The following is an 18,335-nucleotide window of genomic DNA, read 5'->3' as shown; positions in this document are numbered from 1 at the left end:
CGCAATATGCCATACCGAATGGGTGAACTTCAGAATATGCCGGAGTGGGATATTGCAGGTTGGCATGTCTTGGGCCACGGTTCTCCGCATGATCTCCGCTGCGCTCGCTCGCGCCCACCACCTGCTGACCCAGGACATGCTCGGCTACCTGGACACCGTCGAGCTGCTCACCAACGACCAGGACACCGACGAGGACACCGTCCTCGCCGTTGCCCGCGCCGAAGTCCCCCGCCTGATCGCGGCTCTGCGGGGGACGATCTCGACCCACCGGGCCGACACCTCGGGCCTCTGCCCGGCCTGCCGCACGACCTGGCCGTGCGCGGTCGTCGACTCCGCCCACACCTACCTCAAGGACCCCGACCGGATCTTCGAGGCTCACTCCGCGCGCTGACCGACCAGTTCCAGCACGGCGTCCGCGAACGCCTGGCCCCGGTGCGCGTAGTCGGTGAACATGTCCATCGACGCCGCCGCCGGCGCCAGCACGACCGCGTCCCCGTCCCGCGCCATCGACCGCGCCGCCGCCACCGCGTCGGCCATCGTGGCCTCGTCCAGCACCGTGACGGGCACCGACGGCACGTGCCGGGCCAACGCCGAGGCGATCACCTCGCGGTCCGCGCCGATCAGCACCACCCCCCGCAACCGGTGCCCCTCGTCGCGGACCAGCTCGTCCACCGACGCGCCCTTGAGCAGCCCGCCGGCCACCCACACGACGCTCCCGTGCGACCGCAGCGACGCCGCCGCCGCGTGCGGGTTCGTGGCCTTCGAGTCGTTGACGTACGTGACGCCGTCGGCCGTGGCCACCACCACGGCCCGGTGCGCGCCCGGCCGGAACTCGCGCAACCCGCGGGCCACGGCCGCCGCAGACACGCCGTGGGCGCGGGCCAGCGCCGCCGCCGCCAACGCGTCGGCGATCCCGGGCGGCCCGCCCGGCCGCACGTCGGCGACCGGCAGCAGCACCTCGTCGGACGGCCCGAACGCGCGGTCGACCAGGTGGCCGTCCCGCACGCCCAGCTGCCCCTCCTCGGGCGACCCGAGCGTGAACCCGACGTGCGCGGCGGCCGGGGCCGAGGCCAGCAGCTCCGCCACCACCGGGTCGTCCACCCCGCCGACGGCGACCTCGCCGGTCAGCACGCCGGCCTTCGCCGCCGCGTACGCCTCGAACGTGCCGTGCCAGTCCAGGTGGTCCTCGGCCAGGTTCAGCAGCACCCCGGCGAACGGCCGCACGGACGGTGACCAGTGCAGCTGGAAGCTCGACAGCTCCACCGCCAGCACCCGGCGCCCGGCCAGCAGCGCGTCCACGACGGGCAGCCCGACGTTGCCGCACGCCACCGCGTCGATCCCGGCCGCGCGCAGGACCGACTCCAGCATCCCGACCGTCGTGGTCTTGCCGTTGGTCCCGGTCACGGCGAGCCAGGTCGGCGGGTCGGCCAGCTCCAGCCCCATCCGCCAGGCCAGCTCGACCTCGCCGATCACCTCGATCCCGGCCCGCGCCGCCGCCACCAGCAACGGGCTGGACGGGCGCCACCCCGGGCTGGTCACGACGAGGTCCGTGCCGGGCGGCGGCTCCGCCAACCCCGGGGTCAGCGTCACGCCGGGCAGCAGCTGCTCCAGCGCGGCGAGCCGGTCGGCCGAGCCGTCGGTCACGGTGACGGCGGCGTCCGCCGCCAGCAACGCCTCCGCCGCGGACCGGCCGGTCACCCCGGCACCGGCGACGAGGACGTGACGACCTGCGAGGAATCCCATCGTCAGCTCTCGACCGCGGTCAGCCACTCGCTGTAGAACAGGCCGAGCCCGAGCATGCAGCACATGCCCGCGAGCAGCCAGAACCGGATGATCACCGTGGTTTCCGCCCACCCGGCCAGCTCGAAGTGGTGGTGGAACGGCGCCATCCGGAACAGCCGCCGTCTCGACGTGCGGAACACCGCGACCTGGAGCACCACCGACAGCGCCTCGACCACGAACATGCCGCCGATGACGACCATGAGCAGCTCGGTGCGCGTGGCGATCGACAGGCCGGCGACCAGGCCGCCCAGGGCGAGCGAGCCCGTGTCACCCATGAAGATCTTCGCCGGCGCGGCGTTCCACCACAGGAAGCCGATGCAGCCCGCCATCGCGGCGGCGGCCACCAGCGCCAGGTCCAGCGGGTCGCGCACCTCGTAGCAGCCGGCCACCAGCAGGTTCGAGCAGTTGTAGCGGAACTGCCAGAAGCTGATCACCACGTACGTGCCGAGCACCATCGCGGACGTGCCGCCGGCGAGACCGTCGAGGCCGTCGGTCAGGTTCACGGCGTTGGACCACGCGCTGATCGCGGCGTAGCAGAACACCACGAACCCGACGACGCCGAACGACACCACGGCGATGTCGCGGACGAACGACAGGTGCACCGAGGCGGGCGTGAGCCCTTCCTTGTTCGGGAACTGCATGACCAGGATCGCGAAGATGATCGTGGCGACGAACTGGCCGACGAGCTTCGCGGTCTTGTTCAGGCCCAGGTTGCGCTGCTTGCGGATCTTGATGAAGTCGTCCAGGAAACCGACGACGCCCAGGGACGTGGTCAGCATCAGCACGAGCAGGCCGGACGCGCTGGGCGTCTGGTCCTGCGCGGCGGCCGACATCGAGTTGACCAGGTGCGCGCCGAGGTAGCCCGCCCACATCGCGACCAGGATCGCGACGCCACCCATGGTGGGCGTGCCGCGCTTGGTCTTGTGGCTCTGCGGGCCCTCCTCGCGGATCTCCTGGCCGAAACCCTGCCGGGAGAAGATCTTGATCAGGTAGGGCGTCAGCATGATCGACGCGATCAGCGCGATGGCCGCCGCGATGAGGATGCTCTTCACTTGCTGACCGCCTCCAGGAGAGCCTCGGCAACCCGCCACAGGCCGTATGAGTTGGATGCCTTCACCAGGACGACGTCACCCGGCCGCACCTGGTCGCGCAGCAGCTCGACGGCCGCCGCCACGTCGGGCACCAAGATCGCTTCTTCGCCCCAGGATCCTTCCAGGTGCGCGCCCTGGTGCATCGCGCGGGCGTCCTCTCCGACGACGACCAGCTTGTTGATGTCCAGGCGGACCGCGAGCCGGCCGATCTCGTCGTGCGCGCGGACCGAGTCCGCGCCCAGCTCGGCCATCGGGCCCAGCACCGCCCAGCTGCGGCGGGCCGGCGTGGCCGCCCGGGAGATGGTGGCCAGCGACTTGAGCGCCGCTCGCACCGATTCCGGGTTGGCGTTGTACGCGTCGTTGACGATCGTCACACCGTCAGGACGTTCGGAGACCGCCATGCGATGCGCGGAGACCCGCTCGGCGTTGCCGAGGCTCTCCGCGATCTGCTCCGGCGTCGCGCCCAGCTCCAGCGCGATCGCGGCGGCGGTGAGGGCGTTGCCGACCTGGTGCGGTCCGTGCACGGCCAGCCGCACGCGGGCCTCGCCCTGCGGCGCGACGAGCGTGAAGCCGGCGCGGGCCTGCTGGTCCAGCTCGACGCCCTCGGCGCGGACCTGCGCGGCCGGGTTCTCGCCCACGAGGACGACCTTGGCCTTCGTGCGGCTCGCCATGCCCGCGACCAGGGGGTCGTCGGCGTTGAGGACCGCGATGCCGTCCTCGGGCAGCGCCTCGACCAGCTCGCCCTTCGCCCGGGCGATGCCCTCCCGCGACCCGAACTCGCCCAGGTGGGCGCTGCCGACGTTGAGCACGGCACCGACGCGCGGCACGGCGACGCGGCACAGCTCGGCGATGTGCCCGACGCCTCGCGCGCTCAGCTCCAGGACCAGGAAGCGGGTGTTCTCGTCGGCCCGCAGCGCCGTCCACGGGTGGCCCAGCTCGTTGTTGAACGACCCGGGCGGCGCGATGGTGGGCCCGAGCGGCGCGAGCACCTGGGCGATGAGGTCCTTGGTGGACGTCTTGCCGGAGGAGCCGGTCACGCCCACGATCGTCAGGTCCGTCAGGCGGTCCGTGACGTGCCGGGCGAGCTTGGCCAGCGCGGCCAGCACCGCCGCGCCCGCGCCGTCGGTGTCGCCCGACAGCACGTAGGCGTTGCCCTGCGCCCTGTCGACCGGGGGCGCGATCACGGCGGGCGCGTCGACCTCGCGCCCGGCCAGCACGCCGACCGCGCCGCGGGTGACGGCCTCGGCGGCGAAGTCGTGCCCGTCGACCCGCTCGCCGGGCAGCGCCAGGAACAGGCCGCCGGGCGTGACCTCCCGGGTGTCGAACTCGACGCTGCCGGTGACCAGCTCGTCGCCGGTCGCCCGGTGCAGCGTGCCGCCGACGACCTCGGCGATCTCGGCGAGGCTCAGCTTGATCACCGCAGGGCTCCTCTGATCGCCTCGGTCAGTGCGTCCACGTCGGAGAACGGGTGAACGACGCCCGCTACCTCCTGGCCGGTCTCGTGGCCCTTGCCGGCGACCACGACCACGTCGCCGGTCCGCGCCAGGGACACCGCGTGCTCGATGGCGCGGCGGCGGTCCCCGACCTCCACGACCTCGCCGCGCTCGCCGTCGGGCACGGCCAGCGCGCCGGCCAGCATCGCGGCCCGGATCGCGGCCGGGTCCTCGCTGCGCGGGTTGTCGTCGGTGACCACGAGGACGTCGCTGCGGCGTGCCGCCTCCTCGCCCATGAGCGGGCGCTTGGCGGTGTCCCGGTCGCCACCGCAGCCCAGCACGGTGATGACCCGGCCGGTGGCGCGGGCGCGGACCGCCGCCAGCGCCAGCGCGACCGCGGCCGGCTTGTGCGAGTAGTCGACCACCGCGGTGAAGTCCTGGCCCTCGTCCACGCGCTGCATGCGACCCGGGACCCGCACGGTGGCGAGGCCCTCGCGGATCGCGTCGAGCGGGACGTCCCCGGCGGTGCGCAGGCAGGCGATCGCCAGCAGGGCGTTGGCCACGTTGAAGTCGCCGGGCAGGCTCAGCTCGACGTCCAGCGCGACGCCACCCGGGCCGTGCGCGGTGAACGACTGCTCGCCGGTGGCGGTGACCACCACGTCGGACGCCGTCCAGTCGGCGGGCTTGGTGGTCGCGACCGTGACGGTGTGGTCCTTGACCAGGCGCGGGCCCCAGTCACCGTCCACGCAGACCACCTCGGCGCGGGCCCGGCCGTCGAACAGCTCGGCCTTGGTCCGGAAGTAGTCCTCCATGTCCGGGTGGAAGTCCAGGTGGTCCTGGGAGAGGTTGGTGAACGCGCCGACCGCGAACCCCACGCCGCCGACCCGGCCCAGCCGCAGCGCGTGGCTGGAGACCTCCATGGCCACGTCCGTGGTGCCGTGCTCGACCATCACGGCCAGCAGCGCCTGCAGGTCGGGCGCCTCGGGGGTGGTGAGGGCGCTGTCGAGCCGGTCGCCCGCGATCCGCGTCTCGACCGTGCCGATGAGCCCGGTCGAGCGACCGGCCGCCCGCAGCGCCGACTCGATCATGTAGCTGGTGGTGGTCTTGCCGGACGTGCCGGTCACGCCCCACACGGCGAGCTTGGTCGACGGGTCGCCGTAGACGCGCGCGGCCAGCCGGCCCAGGACCGCCCGGGGGTCCGGGTGCACCAGCACGGGCACGTCCCCGACCTTCGCCGCGCCCTCGGCGTCGGTCAGCACGGCCACCGCGCCGTGCTCGACGGCCTGGGCGGCGAAGTCGGCGCCGTGCACCCGCGTGCCCGGCAGCGCGGCGAACAGGTCGCCGGGGCGCACGTGCTGGGCGCGCAGCGTCACCCCGCTGACCTGGACGTGTGCCCGGTCGGGAGCGGTCAGGTGCGCGTCGACGGTCGTGGCTAGCTCGGACACGGCAACGGGCTGGGTGCGGGAAGGGCGAGGCGGGGCGGTCGCGACCTTGCCCTCTAGCTTGGCAGGCACGCGCGGAAGGCTACCGGCGCACAGAGAGTGTTCATCCGGCACGTCCACTCCGGACCGGCCTTCCGCGCTCGAACCTGAAGGGATTTCGACATAAGGCAACGTGAAGCGGGGTGCGGCTAGTGCACCAGCGGCACGATCGGGCTCTGCTCGGCCGACATCGGGATCTGGTAGCGCTGCGCCAGGTACGACGCCACGTCGTGGAACAGCGGCGCGGCCGACTGCGGGTTGCCGGTCGGGTTGTCGAGCATGATCCCGACCACGTACCGCGGGTTGTCGGCGGGCAGGATGCCGGCGAACGTGATCCAGTACTGCGAGCTGCTGTAGCAGTCGCACTTGGGGTCGATCTGCTGGGCCGTGCCCGTCTTGCCGGTGATCTGGTACCCCGGCAGCGCCGCGGGCGTGCCCGTGCCGCTCTGGAGGGTCGAGTCCGCGCCCGGCGCCTTCTGCACCACGGCGCGGAACATGTCGCGGACCGTCTTGGCGGTCTGCGGCGACACGACCCGCTCCGTCTCCGCCGGCGCGATCTCCTTGCGGCTGCCGTCGGCCGACACCTCGGCGCGCACGATCCGCGGCGCGATGCGCACGCCGTCGTTCGCGATGGCCTGGTACATGCCCGTCATCTGCAGCAGGGTCATGTTCAGGCCCTGCCCGATCGGCAGGTTGCCGAACGTCGACCCGGACCACTGGTTCAACGGCGGCACGTACCCGGGCTCCTCGCCGGGCAGCCCGGACTGCGTGCGCTTGCCCAGCCCGAACCTGCGCAGCATGTCCGAGTAGCGGTCCTGGCCGATCTTCTGCGCGGTGAGCAGCGTGCCGACGTTGGACGACTTGGCGAACACGCCGGTGAACGTCATGTCCAGCGGGCCGTGCTGCCACCAGTCGCCGATCACCCGGTCGGCGACCTTGATGCTGCCGTCGACCCGCAGCACGCTGTCGGGCTGGTAGATGCCGTCCTCGATGGCCGTCGCCGCGGTGACGAGCTTGTTCACCGAGCCCGGCTCGAACACCGACGTGACCGCCACGTTGCGCAACTGGTCCTCGGTGGCCCGGCCGAAGTCGTTCGGGTCGAACGTCTTGTCGTTGGCCATCGCCAGGATCTCGCCCGTGCGGCTGTCCATCACCACCGCGGACCCGCTGCGGGCCGCCGTCAGCTTCGTGTAGTCGGTGACCATGCGCTGCAACGCGTACTGCGTGTCCACGTCCAGCGTCAGCTCCAGGCTCTTGCCGGGGGTGGCGGCGGCCAGCTCACGCGAGCGGCCCGGCCCGGGGATGACGACGTTGTCGTTGCCCTGCATGGTGTCGACGACCCGCAGCCCTTTGCGGCCGGCGAGCAGGTTGTCCTGGGAGATCTCCAGGCCCAGCAGGCCGTGCGTGGCGGGCGGCTCGGCGTCCTTGCGCCAGTTCGCCGCGCCGATGATGTTCGACGCCAGCTCGCCGTTCGGGTACACCCGCACGGCCCGGTACTCGGAGCCGATGTCGTAGTACTTCTCGGTGATGACGGCGGCCTTGCCCGGGTCGACGTTGTCGACCAGCTCCACGTAGGTCGTGTCGCGCGACAGCTTGGCGAGGATGGTGTCCCGGTCGGTCTTCTGGCCCGCGACCTCCTTGCCGAGCGTCTGCTCGATGAACGCGGCCATGTCGGCGATGCGGTCCTCGAAGCTGCCGATGTCCGGGTCGGCCTTCAACGCCTTCGCCCACTCCGCGCGCATCCGCTGCGGCACGACGTAGAGCGCGCGCGCCTCCACGCTGAACGCGAGCTGGCCGCCGTTGCGGTCGAGGATCGAACCGCGCGGCGCGGGGATGTCGATCTGGGTGGCCCGCTGCTGCTCGGCCTGCGCCGACAGCGCCTCGGCCTGGAAGCCCTGGACCTGCACCAGCTTGATCCCGGCCAGGAGCAGCGCGCCCACCAGCAGCAGCCGGCCCACGGCCAGGCGGACCCGGCTGTTGCCACCGCGCCGCTTGCGGGGTGCGGGCCCCCGGACGGACAACGGACGGCGCACGGGCCTGCCCCGGCTGGGCCCCGGCATCACTGACCTCCTGGTACCGGCTGTTCCACGGTTGTGGCTGATCTGGTGCGGCTGCCGACCCGCGCGGTCACCCCGCGGGCGGCTGCTGCTGCCCGGCGGCCTGCTGCCCCTGGGCGGGCGGCTGCGGGCCCGTCGTCTGGCCCTGGGAGGGCGGGGGCTGCTGCGCGTTCTGGTCCTGGCCCTGGGCGGGTGACGCCGAGGGCGCGGTCGAGGGCGCGGTGGTCGTCGTGGTGGGCGGCGGTGGCGGCTGGACCGCGGACGGCTTGCCGTACACCTCGACCGACCCGTCCGGGAGCTGCCGCAACCGGGCCGGGTCGCCCGCGGGCACCAGGCCGAGCTTCGCCGCGGCCTCGGCGAGGCTGGGCGGCGACTCGGCCAGCGCGACCTCGCGCCGCAGCTGCTCGACCTGCCGGGCGAGCCGGGTCTCCTCGGCCCGCGCGTCCTGCAACCGGTACGAGTCCGCGGTCGCCTGGGTGGACAGCCACATGATCGCCGCGATGCCCACGCCGAGCACGAGCATCACCATCACCACGAACGGGGCCTTGGGCGCCACCGTCGGCTGGCGCGTCACCGCCCGGCCGCGCTTGGGCGACGTGCGCTGCGCCCGCCGGGCGTAGGCCCGCTCCGCCGCCGCCGAACGCCTGCGGTCCCCCGGCACGGCCTTCAGCGCGCGCTCGCGGGGCTTGGACGGACGAGCGGGGGACGGCACCCCGCCACCGGTCCGTGCCGGCGCGGTCATGTCGCCTCCCGGATGCGTTCCGCCGCCCTGAGCCGCACCGAGGCGGCCCTGGGGTTCTGCTCGACCTCCTGCTCGTTCGCCTGCTCCGCGCCCCTGGTCACCAGCCGGAGCTGGGGACCGTGGCCGGGCAGCTCGACCGGCAGGTCCTGCGGCGTGGTGGACGTGGCCAGCGCGCCGAACGCGCGCTTGACCATCCGGTCCTCCAACGACTGGTAGGACTCCACGACGATCCGGCCGCCGACGGCGAGCACGGACAGCGCGGCGGGCAGCGCCAGGCGCAGCGACTCCAGCTCCTGGTTCACCTCGATGCGCAGCGCCTGGAACGTCCGCTTCGCCGGGTGGCCGCCCGTGCGGCGGGTCGCCGCGGGCACCACGTCGTAGAGCAGCTCGACGAGCCGGCCGCTGGTGGTGAACGGTTCGCGCTCGCGCTCCCGCGCCACGGCGCCGGCGATCTTGCGGGCGAACCGCTCCTCGCCGTAGTCGCGCAGGATGCGCGTCAGGTCGTCCACCGGGTAGGTGTTGAGCACGTCCGCCGCCGTCATCCCGGTGCCCGCGCTCATCCGCATGTCCAGCGGCGCGTCCTTGGCGTAGGCGAACCCGCGCTCCTCGGCGTCGAGCTGCAACGAGGACACCCCGAGGTCCATCAGGATGCCGTCGACCTTCGCGCCGCCCACGGCCTCGGCGATCCCGTCGTAGGTGGTCTGGACGAACTCCACGCGGTCGCCGAACGGCGCCAGCCGCCGCCGGGACAGCTCGATGGCCTGCGGGTCGCGGTCCAGCCCGACCAACCGCACCCGCGGGTGGGCCAGCAGGACCGCTTCGGAGTGGCCGCCCAGGCCCAGCGTGCAGTCGACGAAGACGGCGTCGCGGTCGGCCAGGGCGGGGGCCAGCAGGTCCAGGACGCGGTCGAGCAGCACCGGCACGTGACGCGCCTGCTCCACCACGTTCACCCCTCCGATGGTCCCCCCTCACACAGACATGAAATTCGGGTGTCGTCAGGTCCCCGCCCGCCCGTCGGACCTGGCGCCGGGGAAGGTGCGCCAGGGCCGAAAGCCGAGCGGACCGAGGCCTCACGGCACCCGAAACCTCGAAGCAAACGGCCGATCCAGCCGATCTAGAAGACGCCGGGCAGCACCTCCTCGCGCGCCGTGGCGTAGCTGTCCTCGTGCTCCTCGAGGTAGCGCTGCCACGCCTGCGCGTCCCAGATCTCCAGGCGGTTGATCGCGCCGATGACCACGCACTCCTTGGTCAACCCCGCGTACCGCCGCAGCTCCGGTGCGATCGACACCCGGCCCTGGCCGTCCGGACGCTGCTCGTCCGTCCCGGCGAACAAGTAGCGCTGGTAGGCGCGGACGGCCTCGTTGGTGAATGGGGCCTCCGCCACCTTGCGCGCCATCTGCTCGAACTCGGCCCGGGGGAACACGTAGAGGCAGTGGTCCTGGCCCTTGGTGACCATGAGACCCCCCGCTAGCGCGTCCCGGAACTTCGCAGGCAGCGTCAGTCGGCCCTTGTCGTCCAGCCTCGGGTAGTGCGTGCCCAGGAACACGGCGCCCACCTCCCGACGCCGGAAGCGTCACTTCCGACCGGCAGTGGAGCCCCCGTCTGCCCCACCGGGCGCCACAGTACCCCACTTTTCACCACAGTCAACGCTGAAACGGGTGCTCGCCCGCCCTGCGCCGAAGCGTTTACGCAGGTAGAACGAAGATGACCGGCGTGGAGCGCGGTGGGGGAAGCGACGCGCGACCACCTCCGCGAGTGAGCTGAACCGGCCCGATCTCCACCCGGATGGCGCAACGAAATCGGGCAAAACCGGTCCGCCCGCCGCCGTGGTGGGGGATCGTGGCGGGGAGGGGTGGGGACGCCGGCGCGCGGGCCCGTGGAAACCGCGGGCCTGAAACTGTTCAATCGACGTGGGGCGCTTAGCCCCGGTTTGACACACTGCGTGAAACGCTCGCCGCCACCGCGAACCGGTCGCGGTAGGGCCGCGCCCTGCTCCAGGAGGTCGAGTGACTCCGAGTACACAGCCAGCCGCGCTGCCAGAACACTCCTACGGTGGCGGCGGCGCGCCGGGGGTCGGCCACGCACCGGCCCGCCCGGAGGAAGCGCTCGGGGAACTGCACGCCGCGGTCGGGCGGATCGCCGCCAACGTGGAGAAGGTCATCGTGGGCAAGCCGGACGTCGTCCGGGTCGCCCTGGTCACCCTGCTGGCCGAGGGGCACCTGCTGGTCGAGGACGTGCCCGGTGTCGGCAAGACGTCGCTGGCCAAGGCGCTGGCCCGGTCGATCGACTGCACCGTGAGCCGCATCCAGTTCACGCCCGACCTGCTGCCCAGCGACATCACCGGCGTCTCGATCTACAACCGGCAGGACAACGACTTCGAGTTCCGCCCCGGCCCGGTGTTCGCCAACATCGTGGTGGGCGACGAGATCAACCGCGCCTCGCCCAAGACCCAGTCCGCGCTGCTGGAGTGCATGGAGGAGCACCAGGTCACGGTGGACGGGCAGACCTACCCGCTCGGCTCGCCGTTCATGGTGATCGCGACCCAGAACCCGATCGAGATGGAGGGCACCTACGCCCTGCCCGAGGCCCAGCGCGACCGGTTCACCGCGCGGGTCTCCATCGGGTACCCGGACCCCCAGGCGGAGCTGGCGATGGTGGACGAGCACGCGGGCCACGACCCGCTGGCCGACCTGCGCCCGGTGTCCGACGCCGAGCAGGTGCTCCGGCTGGTGCAGGTCGTGCGGCGGGTGCACCTGTCACCGGAGGTCCGCCGGTACGCGGTGGAGCTGGTGGGCGCGACCCGGCGGCTGCCCGAGCTGCGGCTGGGCGCGTCGCCGCGCTCGACGTTGCAGCTCGTGCGGGCGGCCCGGGCGCAGGCCGCGCTGGCGGGCCGCGACTTCGTGGTGCCCGACGACATCCACGCGGTGGCCGTCCCGGTGCTGGCGCACCGCCTCGTGCCGACCGCGGAGGCGCAGGCGGCCCGGCGGTCACCGGCGGACCTGGTGCGCAACCTGGTGCAGCGGGTCCCGGTGCCGCAGCCGGCGCTGGACGGGGCCGGGCACTTCCCGCACAACGCCAACCCGAACAACCACCGCTGACATGCGCGGCGCCCTGTCGGGCCTGACCACCCGGGGCCGGTGCCTGCTGGCCGCGGGCTTCGCGGCCGGCGTGTGCGCGGTCGTGCTCAACGAGCGCGACCTGCTGCGCGTGGCGGCGTTCGTGGTGGCGCTGCCCCTGCTGGCGGCCTGGCTGGCGCAGCGGGCCAGGGTCGGCCTGCACGCCAACCGGGTGCTGCACCCCAGCCGGGTCCAGGTCGGCTCGGCGACGGACGTGCGCGTGGAGCTGCGCAGCGCCGGCCGGCTGCCGACCGGCGGGCTGCTGCTGGAGGACGCGGTGCCGTACGCGCTGGGCGCGCGCCCGCGGTTCGTCGTGGAACGGCTGCCGCGCAACGTCGTGACCGTGCTGCGGTACCAGCTCAAGCCGGTGATGCGCGGTGTGCAGCAGGTCGGTCCGCTGATGGCCCGGATCACCGACCCGTTCGGCCTGGCCGAGTACGACCGGGAGATGGCTGGCCGCAGCCGGCTGGTCGTCGTGCCGCGGGTCGTCGGGCTGACCGGCCTGCCGACCGGTTCCGGCATGGGCTCGGGTGACGACGGGTCGATCCGGTTGCGCGCGGGCCAGGGCGAGGACGACGCGGTCGTCCGGCCCTACCGGCACGGTGACGACCTGCGCAAGGTGCACTGGCGCTCGACCGCGCGCCGCGACGAGCTGATGGTGCGCGTCGAGGAGCGGCCGTGGCGCGGCGGCACGACCGTGCTGCTGGACCACCGGCTGACCGCGCACCGGGGCACCGGTCCCGGTGCGAGCCTGGAGTGGGCGGTGTCGCTGGCCGCGTCGATCTGCCTGCACCTGCACCGGTACGGCCACCAGGTCCGCCTGGTCGGCGACGACGGCCGGGTGCTCGCGGGCGGGCCGGGTGACAGCGGGTACAGCGACGCGGTGGTGCTGGACGCGCTGGCCGCGCTGCCGCCGTCGCACCGCCGGGAACTCGCCGCGGGCGTGGACCCCGGCGCGGGTCAGGAGGTCATCGCGATCCTGGGCGGCAGCACGCCCGCCGTCGTGGACTCGCTGGTCCGCAACCGGCCGCGCGGGATGCGCAGCCTCGCGGTGGTGATGGACGTCGGGGCGTGGGCGTCCGCGTCGGACGACCCCGCGCCCGACCCGGTGGAGGCGCAGCGGTTGCTCGGCGGCGCCGGGTGGGGCGTGGTGGTGGCGCGGCCGTCGACGTCGATGGGTCAGGTCTGGCAGGAGCTGTGCCACAGCGCGGGCAACCGCGGTCCCGTGGTGCGCACGGAGGTGGGTTAGGTGACCGGCAGGACGGCCGCGGCGGGCAACGGCAACTGGGTGGTGAGCGCGACGCCCGCCGTCGCCGGCCTGGCCACCCTCTGCGCGGCGACGGCGCTGTCCAGCGTGATCGACGGCGTGCTGTGGCTGGTGTACCTCGCCGTGGCGATCGCGGTGGTGGGCGGCACGGGCGTGCTGCTGCGGGCGACCAGGCTGCCCGCGCCGCTGGTCGGGCTCGGGCAGGTGCTCGCCCTGGCGTGCCTGCTGGTGACGATCTTCACCCGCAGCGGCGTGCTGATCGTGCTGCCCGGCCCGCAGTCGTTGCAGGACCTGGTCGTGGTCCTGGGCGACGCGATGACCGAGGTGCAGACCGGGGTGCCGCCGGTGCCCGACAGCCCGGCCATGCGGTGCCTGGTGATGGTGGCGATCGGGCTGGTCGCGATCCTCGTGGACACCCTGGCGGTCGGCCTGGCCGCGCCCGCCGCGTCCGGGCTGGTGCTGCTGTGCGTGTTCGCGGTGCCGGCGTCGCTGGCCGACGAGATGCTGCCGCTGTGGACGTTCGTGTTCGGCGCGGGCGCGTTCGCGCTGCTCCTGGCCGTGGACGGGCAGCACCGGCACGACGCGTGGCGCGGCAGGTTGCCTGGCGGCGGGCACAGCGGGTCGGGTCCGGCGGCGACGGCCGTGGCCGGGTTGGCCGTGGTGGTGGCGCTGCTCGCGGGCGCGAGCCTGACGCTGGTCGGCACGGTCGGCAGGCTGCCGGGCACCGGCGACGAGGTCGGCGGCGGCACCGGCGGGCTCGGCATCGACCCGATGACGCAGTTGCGGGGCATGCTGAACCAGGGCGCGCCGCGCGAGCTGTTCCGGGTGCGGAACATGCCCGGCACGTCGGCCTACCTGCGGGCGATGACGTTGCGCCAGTACGTGCCGAACAAGGGCTGGGAGCTGGGCGGGAACATGCCCGAGGGCGTGCCCGCGAACGGTCAGCTGCCCATGCAGCCCGGCGACCCGGGCGACGGCGCGGTCGCCGACGTCGAGATCGAGCCGGTGAACTGGGTGGACAACTGGCTGCCCGTCTACGGCAGGCCGCGGGGCGTCCAGGGCGCGGAGGACAACTGGAGGTACGACCCGGAGCGCGGGATGATCTACAGCGTGCGGGCGCGCAAGTCCGGCTCGTACACGCTGAAGACGGTGTTCGACACGCCGTCGGCGGACACGCTGCGCCGGGCCAGGGGTCAGGCGGACGTCGACCAGTCGTACCTGGACGCTCCGGGCATCGAGGGCCGGGTCGCCGCGCTGGCGCGCCGGATCGTCGCCGAGCACGACAACCGGTTCGACCAGGCCACCGCGCTGTACCGGTACTTCACCGACGGCACGCAGGGCTTCCAGTACACGACGCAGACGGAGAACTCGGACACGTCGGTGGGCGCCTTGGAGGACTTCGTCTTCAACGGCAAGAAGGGCTACTGCGAGCAGTACGCGTCGGCGATGGCGATCATGGCCAGGTCGGTCGGCATGCCCGCGCGGGTGGCGTTGGGCTTCACGGCCGGCTACGCCACCGGTGACGTGCAGACGATCACGTCGCAGGACGCGCACGCGTGGGTGGAGATCTACTTCCCCGGCTACGGGTGGATGACGTTCGACCCCACGCCGCTGTCGGACGGGCGCGGCGTGACCCCGCCGTACATCTCCGGCCTGGAAGCGGACGACGAGGAGGACGGCTCCAGCGCGAGCGCGACGACGACCACGACCACGACGGTGTCCGCCGGTCCGTCGGCGTCGGCGTCGGCCACGCCCGAGCAGCTGGGGCAGAGCGGCACGACGGCGACCGAGGAGCGCACGCCGACGTGGCACCTGGTGGCGCTCGGCGTGGTGGCGCTGCTGGCGTTGCTGGCGACGGCGGTGGTGGTGTTCGGCGGGGTGCGGCTGACGCGGCCGCGGTGGTTGCGGCCGGCGGTGCTGGCGGGGGCGTTGGTCGCCTGGGCGGTCGCGCTGGCGCTGGCGGTGGCGCTGCTGTCGTGGTTCGTGGCGGTGCTGCTGCTGGTCGTGCTGGTGGCGGCGACGCCCGCGGCGGTGCGGGTCTGGCGGCGGCAGCAGCGGTTGCGGACGGTGGCGGCGCTGGGGCCGGACGCGGCCGGCGCGGCGTGGCAGGAGTTGGTCGCGGAGTCGGTGGACCGGGGCACGCGGGTGCCGCGCACGGAGACCGTGCGGGTGGCGGCGCGGCGGTTGGTGCGGGCGCACAACCTGGACGAGCAGGGGCGCGACGGGCTGCGCGCCGTGGTCGGCGCGGTGGAGCGGTCGTGGTACAGCACGCGGACCGCGGCGGACCCGTCCCTGCCGGGCGCGGTGGACGACGTCCGCCAGAGCCTGAACCGCAACGCGCCGCTGGCCTTGAAGGCGAAGGTCCTGCCGCGGTCCGTGCTCCAGCCGAAGCCGGTGGAGCAGGACCCGGACGAGTGATCGGGCGGCAAGCACACGGGCGGCAAGCACACGGCCCGCCCCGGGAGTCCGGGGCGGGCCGTGTGCGTTGTTCTGCCTTGCGGGTCTGACTGTCGCGGACTACTCGTCCTCGAAACGGCGACGGAAGCGTTCTTCCATCTTCTGTGAGAACGAGCTGCGGCTGGGCCGGCTTCCCTGCTCGCTGGGCTCTTCGGCACCCTGCTCGCCACGACGCAGCGTCGTCACGGTGAGCAGTACGCCGAAGAACATCAACAGGAAGCCGACCACGCTCACCACCGGGATACCAGCGAGCTTCGGCAACATCACGCCCGTCACCAGCAGTGCCACACCCACGGCGAACAACGCGATGCCCTGGATGCGACGCCGTCGTGACGGCTTGCGCAGCTTGGCACCGCGCACAGTGGATGCGAACTTCGGGTCCTCGGCGTAGAGCGCGCGCTCGATCTGGTCGAGCAGTCGCTGCTCGTGCTCGGAGAGTGGCATGGCTCCTCCTCCGGCACAGCGGTCGCGGGCGCCGGGTAATCACGGTTGCCGCCGGTCCCGGCGGACGCCCCGCCCTGGGGGCGTCACGACCAGGATACGATTCGGGAGGCTTGGCGACTACCCAGTCCGTGCCCCTAAGCGGTTCGTTCTGTCACCATCATCCTCACGGGTCAACGGTCAGGCCGCCGTGAGGTCGGGCGGGCCTCGGCGGGGGCGACTGTCAAGGCCCCGGACAGCCCCCTCGTTCACCCACCCGCGCGGGTGATGACCGGCTCGTGACTGCCAGGTTGCGCCCTTCTGACGCGCCCGTGCCGCGCGTAGGTCATGAGCCGTCCCGCTTTCGGACCCGTCCGTTCACGGTGCGTGACTGCGGTCGCTCGGCGGGCCGCGGTACGACCGAGATCGAAATCACAGCCGCAGGACCGGAATTCGAGGCCCTCGCGAAGGCCGCACGAAGACTCTTCGGCGGACCGGTACGGGACCACGAAGCAGACCTTCGAAGGTCATTTCACTGTCCGTATCGAACCGACTGCCGCTTGTGTCCATTATCGGCCTTGACATCAACCATGGGTGGCCATGCCGGGTTCGCTCCTTTCTCGGCAGGGGTGGGGTGGTGGTTGGCGAGCGCCGCCCCACCGCCCGACGAACCCGGCGGTGCTCGACCGGCAGTGCTCGACCGGCAGTGCTCGACCGGCAGTGCTCGACCGGCAGTGCTCGACCGGCAGTGCTCGAGCGGTCAACCCGATCCGACGCGGCCGGACTCGACCGGTCCGGTCGAGCGATCGGAGTCGGACCGGCTGCGCGTCCGCTCCGGCGGACCTTGGTGCTGCGCGGACCGGTGTCGGGGCTTCGGGTGGGCCCGGTGGACCGCTCGGTTCGAGGACTGGTGGTTCTCCTCTAGGAAGTCGGCCGAGCGGTCGGGGGGCGGGCATGGCCGGGGTGTGGCCCGAGGGGTGTTGGCCCGGGGGTGTGGGCCGAAGCGGGAACTGCGGGTTGTCGGTGAGGGGTCGGTGGTCGGAGGTGGTCGGCGTCGCTGGGCCTTCGACGGCGGTGGTGCGTGGGGGTGGTGGTCGGTTTCCGGCGGTTGGTGGCCCGCGCGGCGGCTTCCAGCAGGTCTTGGGCGACGGCCGCCGGGGAGTGGCGCAGGAGGGCCGGGGTGGTGTGCACGACCACCGCCCCGGCGGCGGACAGGGCGGCCGTTCGCGGGGTCGCCGCGGAGAACTGCCAGGCCAGGCCCCGGTCCTCCCACCAGGCGTCGGCCACGCCCAGGCGGCGGCCGTCGGGGGTCGTCAGTGAGGCGCTCCAGGCCGGTGGTGGCAGGGGCAGCTCGTCCAGCACCGCCCTCGCCCACGCCTGGGGCACCGAGCGCACGCCGTCGGACAGTTCCGCCAGCACCTGCCTGGCGTGTTCCGGGCCTCTCGCCAGGCCGACCCTCAGCTCCCCCACCGGCACACCGCCGTGGCGGACCGCCTCCGTCAGCACCGCGCGCACGTCGTCACGCGCGCGCAGCGCCTTGGCGGTGTCCACGGCCGCCCTCGCCAACGGCACCGTCAGGAAACCCCGGCGCAGCACCGGGTCGGGTAAACGGCGCACCCGGGTCGCACGGACCTTCGCGGTCGGTTCGAGGGACCGGTTGACGAGCACGTGGACCGGGCCCGTGGCGGGCAGGGCGCGCAGGCCGTGCAACTGGAGGGCGTCCACACCCGTCAGCAGGGCCTGCGGGCCGCCGTGGCGCAGGGCCGCGCGCACGAGCTGCGCCCTCGTGGGCGGTGTTCGGGCCAGCAGCAGGATGCCGGGCAGGACGTGCTGCCAGGGACCTCCGGTCCGGCAGCGGGCGACCAGTTCGGCGGTCGGCAGGCCCAGCGCCAGCAGCTCGGAGGCCGTGGCCACGCGCTGGGGGAACAGGTCGGCCAGGGCGTCGAGGTCGATCGTGGTGCGGTTCGTGGTTCGCATGGGTCCACTGTCGACCGGATGGGTCGGGTGGGCGAGGAGGAGATCGCGAACTGTGGACAACTCGTCGGGCTGTGGACAACTCCACGAGAACGGGCCTCCCGCAGACCCGACCGTCTGCGGGAGGCCCCGGAGCACGGCGGCCACCCCTCGTTGGCCGCCGCGTGGTCTACAGGCGGACCAGGTCCTCGTCCGGCAGCTCGACGTCGGTCTCCTCGCGGCGGGCCGAGCGCAGCTCGCGCCAGGCGTCGTACACCGCGACCAGACCCCCCGACAGGACGAACGAGACGGCCAGCGCGACCACGCCGTCCACGTCGGCCTTGACGACGACCACCACGGCCGCCCAGAGCATCACGGCGGTGAAGGCGAGGGTGGCGACGAGGCGCTCGGTGAACCGCCCGCGGGACTTGGCACGCTCCTCGATCTGGTTCATGACTCCCCCTCTGAACTCGGCTGATGCCTTATTTGTAGGGGGTTCGGAGCGCGGGTTCTGCGTCAGATGACGCACAACGGCG

15 protein-coding genes are annotated in these 18,335 nt (G+C 73.1%); 4 read left to right on the top strand and 11 right to left on the bottom strand.

Annotated features, from left to right (window positions below; all coding sequences use genetic code 11):
• The first annotated feature begins 88 nt into the window (after nt 1-88).
• Nucleotides 89-391 carry a hypothetical protein gene (locus tag ACIGNX_RS20940; RefSeq protein ID WP_396542323.1) on the top strand — a complete coding sequence of 101 codons (303 nt, stop codon included), beginning with the start codon at nt 89-91 and terminating at the stop codon, nt 389-391.
• Here ACIGNX_RS20940 and murD read toward each other — a convergent pair.
• The 8 genes from murD to mraZ form a co-directional block, all read right to left on the bottom strand.
• Nucleotides 376-1,743: a UDP-N-acetylmuramoyl-L-alanine--D-glutamate ligase gene (murD, locus tag ACIGNX_RS20935; protein WP_396542322.1), complete on the bottom strand. Its 1,368-nt coding sequence runs from the start codon at nt 1,741-1,743 to the stop codon at nt 376-378. The two genes, ACIGNX_RS20940 and murD, sit on opposite strands and share 16 nt — an antisense overlap.
• Before the next feature lie 2 nt (nt 1,744-1,745).
• A complete protein-coding gene (gene mraY / locus ACIGNX_RS20930) occupies nt 1,746-2,834 on the bottom strand; it encodes a phospho-N-acetylmuramoyl-pentapeptide-transferase (RefSeq protein WP_396542321.1) in 1,089 nt (362 codons plus the stop codon).
• Nucleotides 2,831-4,291 (bottom strand): UDP-N-acetylmuramoyl-tripeptide--D-alanyl-D-alanine ligase, encoded by a 1,461-nt coding sequence (gene murF, locus ACIGNX_RS20925; protein ID WP_396542320.1) that lies wholly within the window; start codon nt 4,289-4,291, stop codon nt 2,831-2,833. The genes mraY and murF overlap by 4 nt, the downstream gene beginning before the upstream one ends.
• Nucleotides 4,288-5,844 carry a UDP-N-acetylmuramoyl-L-alanyl-D-glutamate--2,6-diaminopimelate ligase gene (locus ACIGNX_RS20920; RefSeq protein WP_396542467.1) on the bottom strand — a complete coding sequence of 519 codons (1,557 nt, stop codon included), beginning with the start codon at nt 5,842-5,844 and terminating at the stop codon, nt 4,288-4,290. The genes murF and ACIGNX_RS20920 overlap by 4 nt, the downstream gene beginning before the upstream one ends.
• A 92-nt stretch (nt 5,845-5,936) precedes the next feature.
• Nucleotides 5,937-7,847, bottom strand: coding sequence for a peptidoglycan D,D-transpeptidase FtsI family protein (locus ACIGNX_RS20915; RefSeq protein WP_396542319.1), 1,911 nt, complete (start codon nt 7,845-7,847; stop codon nt 5,937-5,939).
• Nucleotides 7,848-7,914: 67 nt separating this feature from the next.
• Nucleotides 7,915-8,586, bottom strand: a complete 672-nt coding sequence (locus tag ACIGNX_RS20910) for a hypothetical protein (RefSeq protein WP_396542318.1) — start codon at nt 8,584-8,586, stop codon at nt 7,915-7,917.
• On the bottom strand, nt 8,583-9,530 hold the full coding sequence (gene rsmH / locus ACIGNX_RS20905) for a 16S rRNA (cytosine(1402)-N(4))-methyltransferase RsmH (protein ID WP_396542466.1): 948 nt from the start codon (nt 9,528-9,530) through the stop codon (nt 8,583-8,585). The genes ACIGNX_RS20910 and rsmH overlap by 4 nt, the downstream gene beginning before the upstream one ends.
• Nucleotides 9,531-9,700: 170 nt before the next feature.
• Nucleotides 9,701-10,132 (bottom strand): division/cell wall cluster transcriptional repressor MraZ, encoded by a 432-nt coding sequence (mraZ, locus tag ACIGNX_RS20900; RefSeq protein WP_073899631.1) that lies wholly within the window; start codon nt 10,130-10,132, stop codon nt 9,701-9,703.
• A gap of 460 nt (nt 10,133-10,592) precedes the next feature.
• Here mraZ and ACIGNX_RS20895 point away from each other — a divergent pair, with 460 nt between their 5' ends.
• The 3 genes from ACIGNX_RS20895 to ACIGNX_RS20885 are packed head-to-tail and all read left to right on the top strand — an operon-like array spanning nt 10,593 to nt 15,387.
• Entirely contained in the window at nt 10,593-11,684 is a 1,092-nt protein-coding gene (locus tag ACIGNX_RS20895; protein WP_396542317.1) for an AAA family ATPase, read from the top strand.
• 1 nt (nt 11,685) lies between these two features.
• Nucleotides 11,686-12,951, top strand: coding sequence for a DUF58 domain-containing protein (locus ACIGNX_RS20890; RefSeq protein WP_396542316.1), 1,266 nt, complete (start codon nt 11,686-11,688; stop codon nt 12,949-12,951).
• On the top strand, nt 12,952-15,387 hold the full coding sequence (locus tag ACIGNX_RS20885) for a DUF3488 and DUF4129 domain-containing transglutaminase family protein (RefSeq protein ID WP_396542315.1): 2,436 nt from the start codon (nt 12,952-12,954) through the stop codon (nt 15,385-15,387).
• Nucleotides 15,388-15,486: 99 nt separating this feature from the next.
• On the opposite strand, the gene ACIGNX_RS20880 is transcribed toward ACIGNX_RS20885, so the two are convergent.
• The 3 genes from ACIGNX_RS20880 to ACIGNX_RS20870 form a co-directional block, all read right to left on the bottom strand.
• Nucleotides 15,487-15,870 carry a DUF3040 domain-containing protein gene (locus ACIGNX_RS20880; protein WP_396542314.1) on the bottom strand — a complete coding sequence of 128 codons (384 nt, stop codon included), beginning with the start codon at nt 15,868-15,870 and terminating at the stop codon, nt 15,487-15,489.
• A gap of 897 nt (nt 15,871-16,767) precedes the next feature.
• Nucleotides 16,768-17,823 (bottom strand): hypothetical protein, encoded by a 1,056-nt coding sequence (locus ACIGNX_RS20875; protein WP_396542313.1) that lies wholly within the window; start codon nt 17,821-17,823, stop codon nt 16,768-16,770.
• A 166-nt stretch (nt 17,824-17,989) separates the two neighbouring features.
• Nucleotides 17,990-18,253, bottom strand: a complete 264-nt coding sequence (locus ACIGNX_RS20870) for a hypothetical protein (protein WP_396542312.1) — start codon at nt 18,251-18,253, stop codon at nt 17,990-17,992.
• Nucleotides 18,254-18,335 lie beyond the last annotated feature (82 nt).

The organism is Actinosynnema sp. NPDC053489, from assembly GCF_044544865.1.
Classification (GTDB): Bacteria; Actinomycetota; Actinomycetes; order Mycobacteriales; family Pseudonocardiaceae; genus Actinosynnema.
This window is presented reverse-complemented; position numbering and strand designations above follow the sequence as displayed.

Bases quoted from the DNA above. Each gene is read 5' to 3' on its own strand.
- ACIGNX_RS20940 (WP_396542323.1), top strand. From the start codon at position 89: ATGATCTCCGCTGCGCTCGCTCGCGCCCACCACCTGCTGACCCAGGAC.
- murD (WP_396542322.1), bottom strand. From the start codon at position 1,743: ATGGGATTCCTCGCAGGTCGTCACGTCCTCGTCGCCGGTGCCGGGGTG.
- ACIGNX_RS20915 (WP_396542319.1), bottom strand. From the start codon at position 7,847: ATGCCGGGGCCCAGCCGGGGCAGGCCCGTGCGCCGTCCGTTGTCCGTC.
- ACIGNX_RS20910 (WP_396542318.1), bottom strand. From the start codon at position 8,586: ATGACCGCGCCGGCACGGACCGGTGGCGGGGTGCCGTCCCCCGCTCGT.
- ACIGNX_RS20890 (WP_396542316.1), top strand. From the start codon at position 11,686: ATGCGCGGCGCCCTGTCGGGCCTGACCACCCGGGGCCGGTGCCTGCTG.
- ACIGNX_RS20880 (WP_396542314.1), bottom strand. From the start codon at position 15,870: ATGCCACTCTCCGAGCACGAGCAGCGACTGCTCGACCAGATCGAGCGC.
- ACIGNX_RS20875 (WP_396542313.1), bottom strand. From the start codon at position 17,823: ATGCGAACCACGAACCGCACCACGATCGACCTCGACGCCCTGGCCGAC.
- ACIGNX_RS20870 (WP_396542312.1), bottom strand. From the start codon at position 18,253: ATGAACCAGATCGAGGAGCGTGCCAAGTCCCGCGGGCGGTTCACCGAG.